This is a genomic window from Thermodesulfobacteriota bacterium (genome assembly GCA_040756475.1).
Taxonomy (GTDB): Bacteria; Desulfobacterota; Deferrisomatia; order Deferrisomatales; family JACRMM01; genus JBFLZB01.
The window spans coordinates 1-17,991 of record JBFLZB010000094.1 but is presented as its reverse complement, the minus strand read 5'-3'; the positions used below and the strand labels follow the sequence as shown (position 1 = coordinate 17,991).

14 protein-coding genes are annotated in these 17,991 nt (G+C 67.8%); 8 read left to right on the top strand and 6 right to left on the bottom strand.

The annotated features are described in order from the left end of the window. Positions 1-447 precede the first annotated feature (447 nt). Positions 448-939, top strand: a complete 492-nt coding sequence (locus AB1578_14005; GenBank protein ID MEW6489015.1) for a PaaI family thioesterase — start codon at positions 448-450, stop codon at positions 937-939. 46 nt (positions 940-985) lie between these two features. Here the strand turns inward: AB1578_14005 and thiE are convergent, their stop codons facing one another. The 6 genes from thiE to AB1578_13975 all read right to left on the bottom strand — a co-directional run bounded on the left by thiE (position 986) and on the right by AB1578_13975 (position 8,068). Then, positions 986-2,086 carry a thiamine phosphate synthase gene (thiE, locus tag AB1578_14000; GenBank protein MEW6489014.1) on the bottom strand — a complete coding sequence of 367 codons (1,101 nt, stop codon included), beginning with the start codon at positions 2,084-2,086 and terminating at the stop codon, positions 986-988. Between the two features lie 50 nt (positions 2,087-2,136). Continuing rightward, positions 2,137-3,039: an MBL fold metallo-hydrolase gene (locus AB1578_13995; protein ID MEW6489013.1), complete on the bottom strand. Its 903-nt coding sequence runs from the start codon at positions 3,037-3,039 to the stop codon at positions 2,137-2,139. Between the two features lie 25 nt (positions 3,040-3,064). Continuing rightward, a complete protein-coding gene (locus AB1578_13990; protein MEW6489012.1) occupies positions 3,065-3,490 on the bottom strand; it encodes a hypothetical protein in 426 nt (141 codons plus the stop codon). A 118-nt stretch (positions 3,491-3,608) separates the two neighbouring features. Further along, positions 3,609-4,781: an acetyl-CoA C-acetyltransferase gene (locus tag AB1578_13985; GenBank protein ID MEW6489011.1), complete on the bottom strand. Its 1,173-nt coding sequence runs from the start codon at positions 4,779-4,781 to the stop codon at positions 3,609-3,611. Positions 4,782-4,844: 63 nt separating this feature from the next. Beyond that, complete coding sequence (locus tag AB1578_13980; GenBank protein ID MEW6489010.1) at positions 4,845-6,608, bottom strand: hypothetical protein; 1,764 nt, start codon at positions 6,606-6,608, stop codon at positions 4,845-4,847. Further along, a complete protein-coding gene (locus AB1578_13975) occupies positions 6,605-8,068 on the bottom strand; it encodes a biotin carboxylase N-terminal domain-containing protein (protein MEW6489009.1) in 1,464 nt (487 codons plus the stop codon). The genes AB1578_13980 and AB1578_13975 overlap by 4 nt, the downstream gene beginning before the upstream one ends. Positions 8,069-8,714: 646 nt before the next feature. Here AB1578_13975 and AB1578_13970 point away from each other — a divergent pair. From AB1578_13970 to AB1578_13940, 7 genes are all read left to right on the top strand, one after another. Beyond that, positions 8,715-10,097, top strand: a complete 1,383-nt coding sequence (locus AB1578_13970) for a hypothetical protein (protein ID MEW6489008.1) — start codon at positions 8,715-8,717, stop codon at positions 10,095-10,097. A gap of 409 nt (positions 10,098-10,506) precedes the next feature. Continuing rightward, on the top strand, positions 10,507-11,556 hold the full coding sequence (locus AB1578_13965) for a sigma 54-interacting transcriptional regulator (protein MEW6489007.1): 1,050 nt from the start codon (positions 10,507-10,509) through the stop codon (positions 11,554-11,556). Positions 11,557-11,565: 9 nt separating this feature from the next. Beyond that, positions 11,566-12,900: a phosphomethylpyrimidine synthase ThiC gene (thiC, locus tag AB1578_13960; GenBank protein ID MEW6489006.1), complete on the top strand. Its 1,335-nt coding sequence runs from the start codon at positions 11,566-11,568 to the stop codon at positions 12,898-12,900. A 390-nt stretch (positions 12,901-13,290) separates the two neighbouring features. Beyond that, complete coding sequence (locus tag AB1578_13955) at positions 13,291-14,853, top strand: long-chain-fatty-acid--CoA ligase (protein MEW6489005.1); 1,563 nt, start codon at positions 13,291-13,293, stop codon at positions 14,851-14,853. A gap of 10 nt (positions 14,854-14,863) precedes the next feature. Beyond that, positions 14,864-16,042, top strand: coding sequence for a methylmalonyl Co-A mutase-associated GTPase MeaB (meaB, locus tag AB1578_13950; GenBank protein MEW6489004.1), 1,179 nt, complete (start codon positions 14,864-14,866; stop codon positions 16,040-16,042). A 2-nt stretch (positions 16,043-16,044) separates the two neighbouring features. Continuing rightward, positions 16,045-17,727: a methylmalonyl-CoA mutase family protein gene (locus tag AB1578_13945; protein ID MEW6489003.1), complete on the top strand. Its 1,683-nt coding sequence runs from the start codon at positions 16,045-16,047 to the stop codon at positions 17,725-17,727. 45 nt (positions 17,728-17,772) lie between these two features. Then, a partial coding sequence (locus AB1578_13940) for a cobalamin-dependent protein (GenBank protein MEW6489002.1) occupies positions 17,773-17,991 on the top strand: 219 nt, incomplete at its 3' end.

Below are 17,991 nucleotides of genomic sequence, written 5' to 3'. Positions count from 1 at the left end.
CGCTCGGATCCTTCCACACCCGCGTGATCATCCCGGTGACCAGCGTTAGCACGGTGAGGAAGGCCATCACCCCTCCCATGCCGATGATCAGCGCCAACAGGGCTTCCTCGAAGTTCGGGTACATGGGTTCACCCTTCGTGGTAAAGGTGCGGGCTCGCCGCAACGGGTGGGAACGCACCGTGGTCCGGCGCTCTCCTCGTCGACCTGCCCTCCCCCGCCGCGGGACGGGGCAAGGTCAAGGGCGGTCCGGATGCCCCGGCGGGTGTCTCACGCCCAACGAGATGCGAGAGGGTACACAGCAAGAGCCGTGCCAGAGACATGCGTCGCCACCTTCTGGCCTGCTCCTTGCAAGCCGGCTCCACCTTGCCGTGGAGCCCCAACCGGACAAGCCCCGTGGGGCCCGACAACGGGCATATCCCAACGTCCTGCCGCGAGAGGAGAAGATCCATGGTGCAGACCCAGAAGTCCATCCAGGACCACTACAGCGGCGACGGGAGCCGCTGCTACGGCTGCGGCCGCCTCAACAAAGACGGACTTCACCTGCGCAGTTTCTGGAACGGCCGCGAGGGCGTGGCCACCTTCGAGCCCAGGCCGTATCACATCGGGATCCCCGGATATCTCTATGGAGGGCTCCTGGCGTCGTTGGTCGACTGCCACGGCTGTGCCACGGCTGCCGCTGCCGCCGCAGCCCACGAAGCAGGAGGCCCCCTCGACGCCACTCCCCTCCCGCGCTACGTGACGGCCTCCCTCCACGTCGACTTCCTCAAGCCCACGCCGGCCGCCACGCTCCTCGAGCTGCGGGCCCACGTCAGGGAGACCCGGGGGCGCAAGGCGCTCGTCCAGGTCACCATCTCGGCCGCCGGGGAGATCCGGGCCCGCGGAGAGGTCACGGCCGTGCCGATGCCTCCCAGCTGGCTGGGAAACCCAGACGGCCCCTGAGGGTCCTCCTCGAGGCATCCGGGGAAGCAACCCTGCGGCGCCCTCTTTACCGGCCGGCCGCCGCCCGGCGGACCGCCTCGGCGAAGCCGCGAGCAGCCCGCTCCATGTCCGCCGCCGCGGCGACCGCGGAGACGACCGCGACACCTGCGGCCCCCGCTTCCATGACCTGGCCGACCCCCTCGAGGCGGATGCCGCCGATGCCGATGACCGGAAGGCCCGTGAGTCGGGCGAGCGCCGCGATCCGGGCCGGTCCCACCGGGGCCCCGGCATCCGCCTTGGTGCGGGTGGGAAAGACCGGGCCCACCCCGAGATAATCGGCCCCGGCCCGGCCGGCCGCCACGGCCTGGGCGTCGGTCTCGGGGCTGAACCCGATGAGCGGCAGCGGTCCGAGCAGGCGCCGCGCGTCGGCCACCGCGAGGTCGTCGACCCCCAGGTGCACCCCGTCGGCCCCCGAAGCCAGCGCCACGTCCACCCGGTCGTTGACGATCAGGAGGGCTCCCGCAGGGCGCGTGATGTGCAGCAGGCTGCGGGCCAGCTCCACCAACTCCCCCGCCTGCCGGCGCTTGTCCCGGAGCTGGACCGCACGCGCACCGCCCGCCACGGCGGCGGCTGCCACGTCGGCGTGGCTCCGACCCGGGACGAGGGTGTCGTCGGTAACGACGTACAGACCTGCCACGGAGCGGCGGGGCAGCCCGGCGAGGGGATGGCGCTGCCCGCGCAGGACCAGGGCCTTGTCCAGAATCTCCCCCATGGCGTCGGTGATCTGGTACTTCCCGAGCTCCCCGAGGGGAATCCAGCAGGCCTCCGAGACGTCGGTTGCGGCCACGGGGCGCCCATCCCCCTCCGGCACCGCGAGGAACTCCGCGATGCAGTAGTGGAACCCGGGGCTTCTCCCGAGGGATGGATGGATGGAATCGTAGACCTCGACGGTGTCGAGGACGCGCACCCGCACCCCCGTCTCTTCGAGCACCTCCCGGGCGGCGGCCGCGCGGGCCGTCTCCCCCGGCTCGATCGACCCGCCGGGGAAGCTCCAGCGGTCCAGGTGGGGCTCCTTGCCCCGCCGCACGAGCAGGACCGCGTCGCCGTGAAGGACCACCGCGGCCACCGCCGCCACGGGCCGAGGCGGAAATTTGCCGGAAGCCGCCACGGGTCACTGCCCTTCCGCGCGGGCGGGGGTCGAGCCGCCGGGCCCAAACCTCACAGCACCTCTCCCGAGGCATTGGCGACGATGGTCCGGGCGATGTGGAGCATGACCCGCTCCGGCAGAAAGGGGAACTGGGCCTGGGCGAGCCAGTTGCGGCAGACCTCCTCGGCGGCCCGCTCCGGGTCCCGAGCTCGGGCCAGGAGGTCGCACACCGAGGCCTTGTACCGGGCCGTGAACGCGAGGGCGTCGCGCACCACGGTGTGCGCATCGGCTTGCGTCCGGACCCCGTGGTGTTCCCAGGCACACAGGGACGTCTCGAGCCCCTGGAGCTTTCGCAGGCTGTCGCAGAACACGACGAAGCTCTCGCTGGCCGTGGAGACGAGATCCGAGCCGTCCGCGCCGGGAAACGGCATGGAGTCGCCGGGAAAGAGCCAGCCCCGGCTCGGCTCGTACGCCGTCAGGGAACACCGGCTGTGGCCGGGAGTCTCGAAGGTGACGAGCCGGACCCCTCCGCCCAGGTCCACCGCGTCGCCGTCCCCCAGGGCGCGGGCCAGGGGAAAGGTCTCGAAGTCGAGAGAGACGCCACCAAAGTCCACGGGGACGCCCATCTGCTCCAGGGACTCCCGCGTAAAACGGCGCATGTTCTGGACGGCCTTCTCCATGGCCAGGATCGCCGCCGCGCCCGCGGAGGCGTAGACCCGGAGCCGCGGGATGCGCCGCCTGAGGTACGGGACCGCGCCGCAGTGGTCGAAGTGGCTGTGGCTGATGTAGATCCCGTCGATCCGTTCGAGATCCACCCCGAGGTCCGCGAACTGCCGCTCCAGATCCGGTACGATCCACGGGCCGGCGCCGCCCACCAGGAGGTAGCGGTCTCCCTTGAGCAGGTACACACAGCTCTTGGGCGACCCGAGGAGGTCCAGCTCGTCGGCAACGGGCCCGCAGGCTCGAATCCACATGGCGTTCCCCTCTGGACTGCGGGACCTATTTCCCGACGGGCTCGACGGTCACCCGAAACCTCACCTTGCCGAGGCCCCCGGCTTCCAGGCCCGGATCCAGGCACTCCGCGGTCATGAAGACGCGATCGTTGGGGTCTACCCCGGCCACGATCTGCTCCAGGATCGTGTTGACGAACCCCGTGAGGGGGCCCAGCGCCCGCATGCACAGCGGCGCCGTGCACTGGGCCGGCACGAGCGCACCTGCCTCCACTACGATTCTCTGCCCCACCTGTAGGCCGGCGGCGCAGTAACGCGACTCGGTGACCTCGGCCACGATGCGGGCGTTGGCCACGTCCTGGATGCGCTCGAAGAACCGGTACACGCCCGGGCTGCGCTGCCGCAGCGTGTGCCAGTCCTCCTCCGAGATGTGGACGATCTGCTTCAGGAGGTCCTTGATCTGGGCCTCACCCATCGTGTTTGCCTCCCCTGCCCCCGTCTCCCGGGCATTCCCAGCGGGAAGACGGCAGCTTCTCCCCAAAGGGAGTCGCGCCCCGGCCGGAGCCGGGACGCGGCCATTGCCTTGTCTGCCCTTACCTCTCCACGGCCAGGGCGACGCCCATGCCGCCGCCGATGCACAGGGTAGCGAGGCCCTTCTTGGCGCCGCGCTTCTGCATCTCGTACAAGAGGGTGATCAGTACCCGTGCGCCGGAAGCCCCGATGGGGTGACCCAGGGCGATGGCCCCGCCGTTCACGTTCACCTTGGCCGTGTCCCAGCCCAGCGACTTGTTGACGGAGAGGGCCTGGGCCGCGAAGGCCTCGTTGGCCTCGATCAGATCGAGATCGCCGATCTTCCAGCCGGCCTTTTCGAGGCAACGCTTCGTGGCGGCGATGGGCCCGGTACCCATGATCGCGGGATCGACTCCCGCGGTAGCCCAGGAGGCGATGCGGGCAAGAGGGGTGAGACCGCGCTTGGCTGCCTCCTGCGCCGTCATCACCACCAGCGCCGCCGCGCCGTCGTTGATGCCCGACGCGTTCCCGGCGGTAACGGTGCCGTCCTTCTGGAACGCGGGCTTGAGCTTGGCCAGCGTCTCCGCGGTCGTCCCGTGCTTGGGGTGCTCGTCGGTGTCGACCACGACGTCGCCCTTCTTGCCGGGGATCGTCACCGGCACGATCTCGTCCTTGAACCGGCCCGACTTCTGGGCCGCCTCGGCCTTCTGCTGGGACGCGGCCGCGAACCGATCCTGCTCTTCCCGGGTGATCTCGAACTTCTTCGCCACGTTCTCGGCCGTGTTGCCCATGTGATAGCCGTGGAACGCCTCCCACAGGCCGTCCTTGATCATCGTGTCTACCAGTTCTGTGGCGCCCATCTTGGTGCCATTTCTCAGATGGACGCAGTGGGGCGCCAGGCTCATGCTCTCCTGGCCCCCCGCCACCACCACGTCGCTGTCCCCGGCGAGGATGGCCTGGTAGCCCAGGGCAACCGCCCGCAGGCCCGAGCCGCACACCTGGTTGATGGTCATTGCGGTCCTCTCGACCGGGATGCCCGCCGCCACAGCGGCTTGCCGGGCGGGATTCTGACCGACGCCCGCGGTCAGGATCTGACCGAGGATGACCTCGGACACGTCGGCCGGGTCCACCTTGGCCCTCCGCAGGGCCTCGGCGACCGCGATCTGACCCAGCTTGCTCGCCGGCAGGCTGCTCAGGCTTCCGTTGAAAGCTCCCACGGGCGTGCGGGCTGCACCTACGATGACGACTTCCTTCATGGCTCTCTCCTCTCGGTTGCGAGAAGTTGGGGCGGGGAAGGGACCTCGAAAACAGGCCGCCCTTCACTCCGCCGGTGGCGGTTCACTTTGCGTCAGTCGGCTCGGTTCGTCCAGGGGGGATCTGCGCCCCCGCAGGCGGCGCGCCCACCGGAAGGGCCTGGGAATCGCGTAGAGGACCTCGTGGAGGTTCCCGTCCTCCCGCAACAGCACGGGGACGCTTGCCCTGCCAGGGGGGCAAACCTCCACGAACTCCACCCGGTGGCGGCGGCCGTGGTGGAAGACCGTATACACCGGCGGGGCCCCGGGCTCGGGAAGCGTGACCTCGAGATGGGCAAGCTGCCCCCCGATCCGGACGAAGAACGTTCGCTTGCCCCACTCCTGGGGTCCCATCCCCTCCAGGACCACCTCGTGCGCCTCGCCGTGACGCTTGAGCACGAGCCGTCGGGGAATGGTGGGCGCGGCTTCTGCGCCCCCCTGGGCCGCAGTCGGGTACACCTCGGGCTGGGCTTGTCCGCCGGAGGCCCTCAGGCGGAAGAAATCGCCGGCCACCCTTGGAAAGAGGGCATAGGTGAGGCGGTCGTCCTCCGAAGCGAAGTCGGCGGGATCCAGCTCGTTCACGTCGGGCAGGAGCGCCGGCGCCCCCGGCTCTTCGGCCTCGGCCCTCTTCACCAGGTCGCTTCGGGCCTCCGGCCTCGGCGGCCCGAAGTCGCCCCTCAGATACGCAGACACCTTGGGGTCGAGCCGCTCAAAGGGGGAGCCCGACAGGACCTCCTCGATGGCCTGGCTGCAGATGGCCCGGACGAGAGGATTCAAGAGCGGTGGCCTGCCCAACGCATCCCAGACCGGGGGCACCGCCTTCCAGGCTGCCTCCCCGAGATCGGCCCTCCCCCGCTCGCGCAGCTCGTCCTCCAGGGCCCGCCGCACGGCCGCGGGAAGCTCGCCCCGGAAGTTTGCATGATCCACGCCGTAGAGCTCCCGGTACAGGAAGCCTTTCTTCGTCTTGAGCTCCTCGAACCACGCCGCGGCTTCCTCGAGGGCATGGACGTCGATGTCCGGCTCGAAAGGACCGCCGCGCAGTGCCATGAGCACCGCTTCGGCTGGAGGGGGACTGTAGGCCCAGGAGAGCGCCGAGACCGTGGTGTCCACCGCCCGGGCGCCGGCTTGCAACCCCGCGTGGACTCCCGCCACGGCCAGGAGATTGGCGTCGTGGAGGTGGAGCCTCAGGGGCACGGCGCACCCGGCCACGTAACGCCCCACCAGGTCGCCGAGCTCCACGGGGTTCAGGGCCCCGAACGGGTCCTGGAGGCCGATGGCGTCCGCCCCTGCCGCGACGTACCCGGCCGCCAACGCGCACAGGTCGGTACCCGCGCCGCCCCCCCGGCCCCAGGGGATGGAGATGGTGGCGGTGGTGCCAAACCCCAGGTCCTTGGCCATCGCCACGACTCCCTGGGCGCCGACGTGGTCGAGGCCGAGGTCCACTACCTTGATCCGGTCCACGCCCAGGTGGCGCAGGTGGTGCAGCGTGGCCCGAATCGTGGACAGCGGAGCTCTCCTGGACGAGAAGACGAACTGCCCGCGCAGCACCGCTTGCAGGGGCGTGGCCGTGACGGAGCGCCGGATGGCCCGCAGCCGCTCCCAGGGGTCCTCGCCCAGGATCTTCATGGTGGGGAGAAAGGTGGTACCGCCGAAGGCGTCGATGCTGGCAAACCCCACCCGGTCCAGGAGCCGAAGGACCTCGCTCAACTCTACGGCGCGGACGTGATAGCTCACGAAGTCGCCGATGGCCTCCCGGAGGCTCAGGTCGTGGATCTCCGCCGGAGATCTCACTGCTCCCCTCCCGGGTGGACCGATGCCGTGGGCAGCCCTCCCGCCAGAAAGTGGGCAAACAGCGCTGCACCGGAGACAAAGAAGGGATCCAGGGGCTCCACCGGTTCCGGGTACCGAAACGCGTCGATCTTCTCCTCCATGAGATGGGTCGTGAAGCGGCCGGCCCGAAAGTCCGGGTCGGCGACCAGCTTCTCGCAAAACGGCACGGTCGTCTGGAGCCCGCGGATCACGTACTCATGGAGAGCGCGTGACATCCGGGCCAGGGCCTCGTCCCAGTCGCGCCCCCACACGCTGAGCTTGGAGATCAGGGGCTCGACGTCCGCAAGCGCCTCGCAGCCGGCGTGGAGGGACGAGTCGAGCCGCACGCCGATCCCCCCCGGCGACAGATACCGGGTTATCCTCCCCGTGGACCGGGAGAAGTTTCGCCGGGGGTCCTGCGCGTGGATCCGGCACTCGATGGCAAAGCCCCGGGGCGAGACGTCCTCCCGGGAAAAGGAAAGTGGCTGGCCGGCTGCCGCTCGAATCATCTCCTTGACGAGGTCGACCCCGGTCACGAGCTCGGTGACCGCGTGCCCGGTCCCCAGCCGCGTCGTCATCCGAGAGAAGAAGAAACGGCCGTCCCCGTCGACCAGGAACTCGACTCCCCCGACCGTGTCGTACTCCAGGGCGGCGCACAGTCGCAGGGCAGCCTCCCCCAAATCACGGCGGGCCTTCTCGCCCAGGGCCAGGGAGGGTGTGATCTCGATGAGCTTGCGGTTGCGCCGCCGGATCGAACAGTCCCTCTCGCCCAGTTGCACGCGGTTGCCCCGTTTGTCGCAGGCCACCTGGATTTCGATGTGCTTGGGCTCCGGGACGAACTTCTCCAGGTAGATCCTCCGGCCCCCCGCGTCCGCACCGCAGTCGTCGGGCGTGGTCTGCCGAAGAGCGGTCTCCAGCGCCTGGGCCGACCCGGCCTTCCAGCACTTTCGGCCCTCGCCCGCCGCCCTCGCCCTGAGCACGACCGGATACCCGATGCGGTCGGCCCATTGGGCGGCGTCACGCAGCCCGGCAAGGGCGGGAGAGGCCGGCACGACGGGCAGTCCCGCTGATTCCGCGACGGTTCGGGCCGTCAGGTTGTCGCCCATGACCTCGATGGTCCGCGGGCTCGGCCCGATGAAGGCGATGTTCCGTTGCCGAAGGGCAAGCGGGAGGGCGGGTTGCTCCGAGAGATATCCATACCCGGGGTGCACCGCGTCGGCGCCCGTCCGGACGGCGGCCTCGGTGATCTGGTCGGGATCGAGATAGCCCTCCCGCGGCCCCGGTTCGACGAGAATGGCCTCGTCCGCCCTCGAGACGTGAAGCGAATCGGAGTCGTCCTCGGTGTAGATCGCTACGGTGGGGATGCCAAGCTCCCGACACGCGCCCTGGACACGGACCGCGATCTCCCCCCGGTTGGCGATCAGGACTTTCCGAAAGGTCACGTCGCCGCTCCAAACCCCTGGATCGGCTCGCCTTGCGGCCGGGTGGCTGCGTTGCACATGCGCCCGCTCCTCACCTGAGTCCGAGACACCGTCTCTGTCCCCTCCGCTTCGCAAGCAAGCCGCGTACCGCCCGCCCCAGCGGGGTCCGGCCCAGACCGTCCACACCCCGATGCCACGAGGCGCGCCCGAGTCGGCCGCGGGCGAAACATCGTTTATTTGGTGCGACGGCAAGTGAAACACCCCACGAAGCTGTCGCAGGGTGAGGCGTTGTGAGCCGGGGTGTTGCGCGGTAGTACAAACACCATCTCGTTTGCGGGGGCGAGGGGGAAGGCTTGGAAGACGGGCCCCGCGGGGTTTGCGCGCCGGCGCCCCGAAAGGGTCACGGCGTCGTCTCCTGGCACAGGGCTTGCTGTAACGACTTGCCAAACCGAAACGAAGTTTGCGGATCGGCCCTGGGAAGGCCGACCGGCCTGAGACCCGCGGAGAATCCTGCGGCCGGGACCCGGAAGGGCCCGGCACCGTCGGGAGGCAGCCGGGGCCGGGACCGAACGGGAAGCCACCGGCTGGCCTCCCGCCGTGTGTTTTGCCACCGACCCCGACGACCAGCGGTGCCCCGGGCACCGGTGAACCTCCGAGGAGACACGCCATGAGGCACAACCCGTTTTCGAGCCTTTTGCCCGAGAAGGTCACCATGCTGGAGCTTCTGCTCCGAGACGGCTTGCAGCACGCCGACAAGGTGATCCCCACCGAGACCAAGGTGTGGTTTGCCGACCGGCTGGTCAAAGCCGGCTATCGCTACATCGAGGTGACCAACTTCGCCCATCCCAAGCTCCTGCCCCAGGCGCGCGACGCCGAGGAAGTGCTCAAGCAGGTCAGCTCGCTGAAGTCGGTCAAGGAGAACAACGTCCACCTCAAGTGCTACGGCATGACCATCAAGGCCTTCGAGCGGGCAGCCGAGTGCGCCCAGAAGGGGTTCGGGCCCACGAGCGTGGCGTTTACGATCTCGGCGGAGGACCTGCACGGGTGCCGCAACTCGGGCCGCACCCGGCAGGAGTACTTCAAGGAGATCCCGGAGATGGTGCGCATCGCCAAGGAAAACGGCTTCCTCATCGACATGGCGATCGCGTGCACCTACGGGTCGGCGTGCGCCGGACCCATCCCCATCGAGAACACCTTCGAGCTCATGGACCAAGGGATGGACCTGGGGATCCGCCGGTTCACCCCCTGCGACACCTCGGGGGAGTCCAACCCGCGGCGCAGCTACGAGTACATGGCGGCGCTGGTGGACCGCTACGGGCGCTACGACGCCGAGCTCAAGTACCGCATCGCCCACTTCCACGAGGCGCGGGGCATGTCGATCGCCAACACCGTGGCCGCCATCCAGGGGGGTGCGCGCATCGTGGAGGCGTCGCTGGGGTCGGGGGGCGGGCAGCCCTCCTTCATCGTCAACGGCGTGCCGGGTATCGGAACGGGACCCCTCTACACCAACTCCTACGAGGTGGGCAACTGCGCCTCGGAAGACGCTCTGGTGGCGCTCGACGAGATGGGGATCGCCACGGGCATCGACATCGACCGGATGCTGGAGCTCGGGCGCGTGTTCGAGTGGGTCATGGAGCGAACGCTCCCGGTGTGGACCACCAAGGCGGGCCGCCCCATCCACCACCCCGTGGAGTGGAACATCGCCGGCGACGACCTCTCCCACGTGCCCCCCTACGGGCCGTCCCAGATGTTCTGGGCCACGCCGGGCAAGTACAAGCCGGCCACCCTGAGCCAGGTCGAGAAGCAGTATGCCGGGCGCGAGATCTGCGTCGACTGCTACGAGGACAAGCTGCGCCAGGCCGAGACGCCCCGGGCGGCACAGCCCCCCGCCGGCAACGGCAACAAGCCCAAGACCGCCCCAAAGGCCGCCGCCCCCGCAGCCCACCCCGCCCGAAAGGGCGCCGCGCGCAAGACAGTCGATCTGCCGTTGGCCCGCATGGACCGCATGGACCGCGGCGAAGGTGCGGCGCGCCGGCGCAAGAGCGAGTAAGGCGCATCGGCCCATCGCCCGGCCACCGGTCCGAGGAAGCGGGGCTTGACGCAGTGGGCGCCTAAGAGCAACGTGTCGATCCGCTCGCCTCGAGCGAGCCGGATTTCGATCAGAGAGCCGGAGAGAACGCCGGCTGCCGGAGTCGGAGCAAACAGGAGGCGAACGGGTGATCGCCAGTCCTCTGGCCACGGGGGGAGACCCTGCACGCCGCAGAGGGCGAGACGGTGAGAAGCCAACGGTGGCCGAGCAACACCTTGGGCCCGGAGTCGACCGTGCGGCTCCGGGAGAAGAGGCGACGTGCTGGAGTTCAGCCTGGACAGGGGACACGCGCTTGCCGGCGCGGCGCCCGCCCTTGAGCACGCCTGCCCCTGCGCCGAAACCGCGGGCCCCTGGTCCCCTGACGGAGGTGATGCGGTGGGGCGACTTCCTGACGCGGCACGCCCCCCTGTGGAGGGTCCTTACGGGCCTTGCCAAGGTGGCCAGAACCGACCTCAACGTCCTGCTCGCCGGAGAGACGGGCACGGGCAAGGAAGTGCTGGCCCGATCCATTCACCAGGAGAGCCCCCGGCGTTCCGGGCCCCTCGTCGCGATGAACTGCGGGGCGATCAGCAAGCGTCTCTTCGAGAGCACGTTTTTCGGGTACGAACGGGGAGCCTTCACGGGGGCGGTGGCGGAGGGGCGTAGGGGGCTGCTCGAGGGGGCAAACGGGGGCACCCTCTTTCTGGACGAGATCGGGGAGATGCCCCTGGACATGCAGGCGGGGCTGCTTCGGGTCCTGGAAGCCAAGAGCTTTCGGCCCGTGGGGTCGGAGCGTGAAGTTGCCGTGGACTGCCGGGTCGTGGCCGCTACCATCCGCCCCTTGCAGGAGTTGGTGGAGCAGGGGACGTTCCGCTCGGATCTCTACTATCGCCTGGCGGGCGCACGTTTCACCATTCCGCCCCTTCGAGAGCGCCGCGAGGACATCTTCCCCCTCGCCGAGCAGTTCGCCCAGGCCTTCTGTGCGCAGTACGACCTGCCCGAGAAGACGATCTCGCCGGAGGCGATGAAGGCCCTCGAGCACTACGACTGGCCAGGAAACGCCCGGGAACTGCGAAACGTGTTGGAGGCGGCCGTGGTGTGCAGCACCGGGGAGATCGGTCTGGCAGACCTGCCCGGGGAAGTTGCCGTCGCGCGCCCGGAAGCGGGCCGCTCCCCGTGCTGCCGGCCCGGGAAGGAAGAAGGCAGGACCAACAGCAGGAGGGGAAACAGACACAGCCTCCGAGAGCAGGAGCGCGACCTCATCCTGCGCGCCCTGGCTCGCTATGGAAAAGTCGGCCGTGTGGCCGAGGCTCTGGGAATCTCCCGGTCGACCCTGTACCGGCGCTTCGAGACGCTGGGGATAGACCATCGGCTGCTCAGTGCAGGACACAAGGACAGTCCAACGGGCGGCCGCCGAGGCGGTGCCACCGAGGGAACGTGAGGTGACGCGGTGACGATCTTGGAAACGGTGCGAAGCGGCGCAATTCCCCTGGAGGTTCAGGCTGCTGCCGCAGCAGAGAAGGTGGATCCGGAGAGCCTGGCGGAGGCGATCGCGCGCGGAGAAGCGATCGTCTGCAAGAACCGGCGAAGGCAAAACGCCCGGCCCCTTGCGATTGGGAAGGGACTGCGCACCAAGGTCAATGCCAACATCGGGACATCCAAGGACCAGATGGATCCCGACCTGGAACTGAAGAAGTTGCAGGCCGCCCTGGCAGCGGGCGCCGATACGGTCATGGACCTCTCGACCGGCGGCCCCCTGGTCGAGATCCGCCGGCGGATCCTCGCATCCTGCCCCGCGCCCGTGGGCACGGTGCCGATCTACCAGGCCGCGGTGCAGGCCGTCGAAGGCGGAAGGTCTCTTCTCCAGATGTCCGCCGACGACATCTTCCGGGTCGTGGATCAACAAGCCCGGGAGGGCGTGGACTTCGTGACCGTTCACTGCGGGATCACCCGCAAGGGCGTGGAGCACCTCCTGGACCAGCCGAGGCTGCTGGGGGTCGTCAGCCGAGGCGGGTCCTTCACGGTGGGGTGGATGCAGCACAACGACGCCGAGAATCCGCTCCACGAGCACTTCGACCGGCTCCTCGAAATCTGCCGGGCCCACGAGGTCGTCCTGAGCCTGGGCGACGGATTTCGCCCAGGTTCTCTCGCCGACGCGACCGATCGGGGGCAGATCCACGAACTGCTCGTGCTGGGCGAGCTCACCCGGCGCGCCTGGGAAGCAGGGGTGCAAGTCATGATCGAGGGACCGGGACACGTCCCCCTGGACCAGATCCAGGCCAACGTCCTGCTGCAAAAGCGCCTGTGCCACGGCGCCCCCTTCTACGTCCTGGGGCCGCTCGTCACGGACGTGGCCCCGGGCTATGACCACATCACCTCCGCCATCGGCGGCGCCATCGCGGCCATGGCGGGGGCCGACATCCTCTGCTACGTGACCCCGTCCGAGCACCTGGGCCTCCCCACGATCGAGGACGTCCGCGAGGGTGTCATCGCCTCGCGGATCGCGGGCCACGCCGCCGACGTGGCCAAAGGCGTGCCGGGCGCGCGGGAGTGGGACGACACCATGGCCAGGGCTCGGGCGGCACTGGACTGGGAACGTCAAATTCAGCTGGCCGTCGACCCAGCCCGTGCCCGCTCCATACGAGCGCGGTGCGCCCCCGCCGACGCCGAAGTCTGCACCATGTGCGGCGAGTTCTGCGCCATCAAGGTCAACCGCGGCCTGCGCGACGCCCAAAGCCTGGACGACACCGCATCCGCCCCGTGCAGGGCCGTTCAGGCCGGCTGAACCGCAGCCGATCCGGGCACCCTGCCTCGGGCTTCCCACGCCCCCGCCGGTTCTGCCGGCGGGGGCGTGCGCGTTGGACATCGGCGTACCACTCCGTGTCCGCCCGCTTGTGCGCATACGTGCAAACATGTTTCAGGATGGCATGCCCGGCGCCGGGCCGTTTCATGCAGGAACAAACGATATTTCGAGGCGGCACCGGGAGGGTCCATGGTGCAGGCAGACCCCACGTAGCCGGTGTTTTCGCACGGGGTCCCGGCGATCGCGAGCCCTCGGATCGGTGGCACACGCCTTGCTATCGATCCTGGGTGGCAAAAACACCGTTTCGTCTGTCCTCCGTAGAATGCGGACCATGACCACGGGGACAGCCGATTCCTGACAGGGAGATGAACCATGAACCTTGGCGACGGCCTCCGAATCAACTCCTGGAAGTATCCGAACAAGGTCGCTGTGGTCTTCGAGGACCGACGACTGACCTACGAGGAATTGAACCGGAGGGCAAACAAGCTTGCCCATGCCATGCTCCGCATCGGAGTGAAACGACAGGAAAAAGTTGCCCTTCTCATGCACAACAATCTCGAATTCATCGAGATGTACAACGGCCTCGCGCGCATCGGAGCGATATCCGTTCCTGTCAACTTTCGCTTGGTCGACAAGGAACTTACATACGTGATCGACAACTCTGATGCAATCGCTCTCGTCGTTGGCGACAACCTTCTGAAGTCACTCGACCTTAGCAAGATGTCGCGCTTGAGCAAGGAAAACATACTTGTTGTCGGTCCCGACGTGCCCGAGGGCTTCCAGTCCTATGAGGACTTCATTCAACAAATGCCCGACACCGAGCCCGAGGTGGAACTGAGCGAGGCGGACATCTTCTACTTCGGCTACACCTCGGGAACGACCGGATTTCCCAAGGGGGCCATGATCAAGACGCGAAACACCCTCGAGGTCGTCAAGAACGCCGTCCTGCGCAACGCCGGCCGCAAAGGCGTCGACATGACCCAGCGGGTATTCCTGGCGATCATGCCCCTGTGCCACTCCAACAGCATCTGGGCCACCCTGATCACCCTTTGGATGGGTGGGACCAACGTCGTCTTCCCGTCCGGCAAGTTCGACCCGGAAAAGGTCCTCTCGACGATCGCGAAGGAACAGGTGACGACCTCCTCCATGGTCCCCACCATGATCACCCGGATCCTCGACCTTCCCGAGGAGGTGCGGGCCCGCTACGACATCACGTCGCTCACGTCGCTCGGCAGCTCCTCGGCGCCCCTGCACACCAAAACCAAGGAAGCCGCCCTCGAGTTCTTCCGCAAAGCGAGCTTCAGCGAAGGATACGGCTCCACGGAGACGGGCGCACTCACGACGCTTCGTCACAAAGACCAGAAGCGAAAGGTCCGCTCCATCGGACTCCCCAACCCCGGCATCACCATCAAGCTCGTCGACGAGGACGGCAATCTCGTCACCGAGCCCGGCAAGATCGGCACCCTGTGGGCCAAGACTCCTGCGGCCTTCGCCGGGTACTACAAGGACCCGGAAAAGTCCAAGAGCGCCATCGACGGCGAGTGGGTCACCGCGGGCGACATGGCCTTTATCGACGAGGAAGGCTTCTATTTCCTGGCCGATCGCAAGAACGACATGATCATCAGCGGGGGAGAAAACATCTACCCGCTCGAGATCGAAGAGGTCCTGGTACAGCACCCGGCCGTAGCCGAGGTCGCCGTCGTGGGAGTTCCCAACGAGAAGTGGGGCGAGGAAGTCAAAGCCGTGGTGGTCCTCAAGGAAGACGCCCAGACATCGGAAGAGGAGATCCTGGAGTTCTGCAAGGGCAGGCTCGCGGGCTACAAGCGCCCGCGGTCGGTCGACTTTGCGGACGATCTGCCCAAGACCGCTACCGGCAAGATTCTCAAGCGGCTCGTCAAGCAAAAGTACTGGGCAGGACAGGAACGGATGATCTAGGAGGGTTTCCGTGGCGGCGACGTGGTCCCAGTACTTCGAGCGATTTCTCCAGGGCGACGTCCTGGCCACTGGGCGGTTGGCGAACCTCATCGAGAACGGCAATGACGCGCCCGAGAAGCACGAGCTCCTGCGGGCCTGCTCCCGCCTGCGCCGCAACGCGTACATCGTGGGGATCACCGGGGTGCCGGGGGCAGGAAAGAGCACGCTGATCGACACCCTGGGGTGCTGGCTCCTCGACCAGGGATACACCCTAGGCGTCGTCTGCATCGATCCGTCGAGCCCCTTCCGGGGCGGCGCGCTCCTGGGAGACCGGGTCCGATTCACGAACCTCAGCAAGCGCAAGGGATGCTTCATCCGCAGCATGGCCACCCGGGGACACCTGGGCGGCACCGCCTCCGCGGCCCGGGACGTGGTAGACCTCCTCCAGGCTTCCGGCAAGGAGATCGTGCTGGTGGAGACGGTGGGCGTGGGGCAGACCGAGGTGGAGGTGATCGGCATGGCCGACACCGTGGTGCTCGTGACCGTACCCGGCCTCGGCGACCAGATCCAGGTGGCCAAGGCCGGAATCATGGAGATCGGCCATATCTTCGTCGTGAACAAGGCCGACAACCCGGAGGCGGAGCAGGCCGTCCAGTCCTTGCGGCAGGACGTCGCGACCTACGCCGAGGGGAGCTGGATTGCGCCGGTCGTCCCGACGGTCGCGAGCCGGGGTACCGGGGTTCCCGAGCTCGGCGCCCACCTCATCGAGAGATACCGGCACCTGGTCGACACGGGGGAGATCGAGACCCTGCGCAAGGCCCGGCGGGCGAGGTCGTTGGACCGCCTGATGGAAGAGAGTTTCTCCCGTCTGGTCTCCGAGTATCTGACCTCCGACGAAGAGGGCAGCGCGATCCGCAGGGGGGTCGAGGAGGGAGACATCGACACCTATGATGCCGGACGCATGGTCTGGCAGCACCTGTTCCCGCAAATGGCCCACAAGGCCCGCCGGGCGGTCTCGGGAGCCGACGCGCCCGCCGCTTCGGGCAAACCGCCCCGGGACCGGGGAGGGCGCGGCAAGGAGGGGGCGGGAGTCCCTCCCGAGAGCCTTCCATCGCCACATCGTCGCCCGGTCAGCCCCCGACGGACCACCGACACCCAGACGCCCCGCGAAGAGATGGCAAACCCGAAACGCACGCAAAGAGGAGGCTAGAAATGTCGCTTTTCGATCGCAAGAGCCTGGACAAGGTCCACGAGGGGTACGAAGCCTGGCGGACACAGAGCGCCAAGGGGGTCGCGGACGAGGCAGGGTACCAGACCGAGTCGGGCATCCCCATGAAGCTCCTGTATACCCCGCTCGACGTCGAGCACCTGGACTACGGCCGGGACCTCGGGTTCTCGGGGCGCCCCCCGTTCGTCCGCGGGGTCTACCCCAACATGTACCGGGGCCGTCTGTTCACCCAGCGCCAGCTCGCGGGCTTCGGGTCCCCCGCCGACCTCAACAAGCGCTTCAAGTTCCTGCTCGCCCACGGCGCCACGGGCGTCAACACCCTCTTCGACCTCCCCACGATCCGGGGCTACGACTCCGACAGCAAGGAGGCCCAGGGCAACGTGGGAGACTGCGGCTGCTGCGTCGACTCCGTCATGGACATCGAGGAGCTCTACGAGGGGATTCCCATCGACCAGGTCTCGGTCTCGGTCGTGACGCACCTGCCCAGCACCACGACGGTCATACTGGCCATGTACGCCGTCGCCGCGGAGAAGCGGGGGATCCCCTTCGCCAAGCTGTCCGGCACGAATCAAAACGACTTCATCATGGAGACCTGCGTCGGCAGCGGACCCGAGACACTCCCGCCCCGGTCTTCCTTCCGCTTGCAGTGCGACGCGGTCGAGTGGTCCGTCCGAAACCTGCCCCGCTGGAACCCCATCAGCTACAACGGCTACAACCTGCGGGAGGCCGGCACCGACGCCGTGACCGAGGTCGGGGTCGCCCTCTCCAACGCCATTGCGACCTCGGAGGAGCTGATCCGGCGAGGCCTCGCCCCGGACGACTTCGGCCCGCGACTCTCGTTCTTCTGGGATCTCTTCAACGACTTCTTCGAAGAAATTGCCAAGTGCAGGGCGTCGCGCCGGGTGTACTACGAGATCATGAAGGACCGCTTCAAGGCGCAGAAGGAGCGGTCCATGCACATGCGCTTCCACGTCCAGACCGCCGGGATCACCCTGACCGCGGTGGAGCCGCTCAACAACGTGGCACGCTCCGCGATCCAGGGCCTGGCGGCCATCCTCGGCGGCGCCCAGTCCATGCACATCGACTCCTACGACGAAGCCTACTCGGCTCCCACGGAGGAGGCGTCCCTGATCTCCTTGCGGACCCAGCAGATCCTCGGCGTGGAGACCAACGTCGTGAACACGGTCGATCCCCTCGGCGGCTCCTATTTCGTGGAGTACCTGACGACCGAGATGGCCGACCGGATCAAGGCGTACATCGCCAAGATGGATCAGATGGGCGGGCTGGTGTCGGCAGTGGAGTCTGGCTGGATGCACCGGGAGATCGCGAATTACGCTTACGAGACGCAGCGGGCGATCGAGAGCGGAGACCGCAAGGTCGTGGGGGTGAACTACTTTCCGCAGGAAGGCCGGGAAGCCGAGCAGATCGAGGTCTTCCGATACCCCCCGAACGTCTGCGCCACCCAGGTGGACAAGCTGCGAACCCTGCGGGAGACCCGGAACAACGATCAGGTGAAGAAGTGCCTGAGCAAGCTGCGCGAGGCATGCCACACGTCCGAAAACGTGATGCCCTACGTCATGGACGCGGTGCGCGCGTTTGCCACGCTCGGCGAGATTCAGGAGGTGTACCGCCAGGAGTTCGGGCTCTGGAAGTTCCCCTTGAAGTAGACGATCTCCCTGTTCAAGAGCGAGGCCACAACGGAGGAGTAGACGATGGCAGACAAACCGAAGGTTCTCATTGCAAAACTCGGGCTCGACATCCACTGGCGCGGCGCCGTGATGGTGTCCCGGTTCCTGCGCGACGCGGGCGTAGAGGTGGTTTACCTGGGCAACAGCTTCCCCGAAGACATCGTCGACGCGGCGCTCCAGGAAGGCGTCCACGTAATCGGGCTGAGCACGCTGTGCGGCAATCACCTCACCCTCGGGCCCAAG

What these genes read in the sequence shown, in the direction of transcription:
- AB1578_13970 (MEW6489008.1), top strand. Translation starts at nt 8,715, where the DNA reads ATGAGGCACAACCCGTTTTCGAGCCTTTTGCCCGAGAAGGTCACCATG.
- AB1578_13945 (MEW6489003.1), top strand. Translation starts at nt 16,045, where the DNA reads ATGTCGCTTTTCGATCGCAAGAGCCTGGACAAGGTCCACGAGGGGTAC.
- AB1578_13965 (MEW6489007.1), top strand. Translation starts at nt 10,507, where the DNA reads ATGCGGTGGGGCGACTTCCTGACGCGGCACGCCCCCCTGTGGAGGGTC.
- AB1578_13955 (MEW6489005.1), top strand. Translation starts at nt 13,291, where the DNA reads ATGAACCTTGGCGACGGCCTCCGAATCAACTCCTGGAAGTATCCGAAC.
- AB1578_13990 (MEW6489012.1), bottom strand. Translation starts at nt 3,490, where the DNA reads ATGGGTGAGGCCCAGATCAAGGACCTCCTGAAGCAGATCGTCCACATC.
- AB1578_14005 (MEW6489015.1), top strand. Translation starts at nt 448, where the DNA reads ATGGTGCAGACCCAGAAGTCCATCCAGGACCACTACAGCGGCGACGGG.
- AB1578_13995 (MEW6489013.1), bottom strand. Translation starts at nt 3,039, where the DNA reads ATGTGGATTCGAGCCTGCGGGCCCGTTGCCGACGAGCTGGACCTCCTC.
- AB1578_13985 (MEW6489011.1), bottom strand. Translation starts at nt 4,781, where the DNA reads ATGAAGGAAGTCGTCATCGTAGGTGCAGCCCGCACGCCCGTGGGAGCT.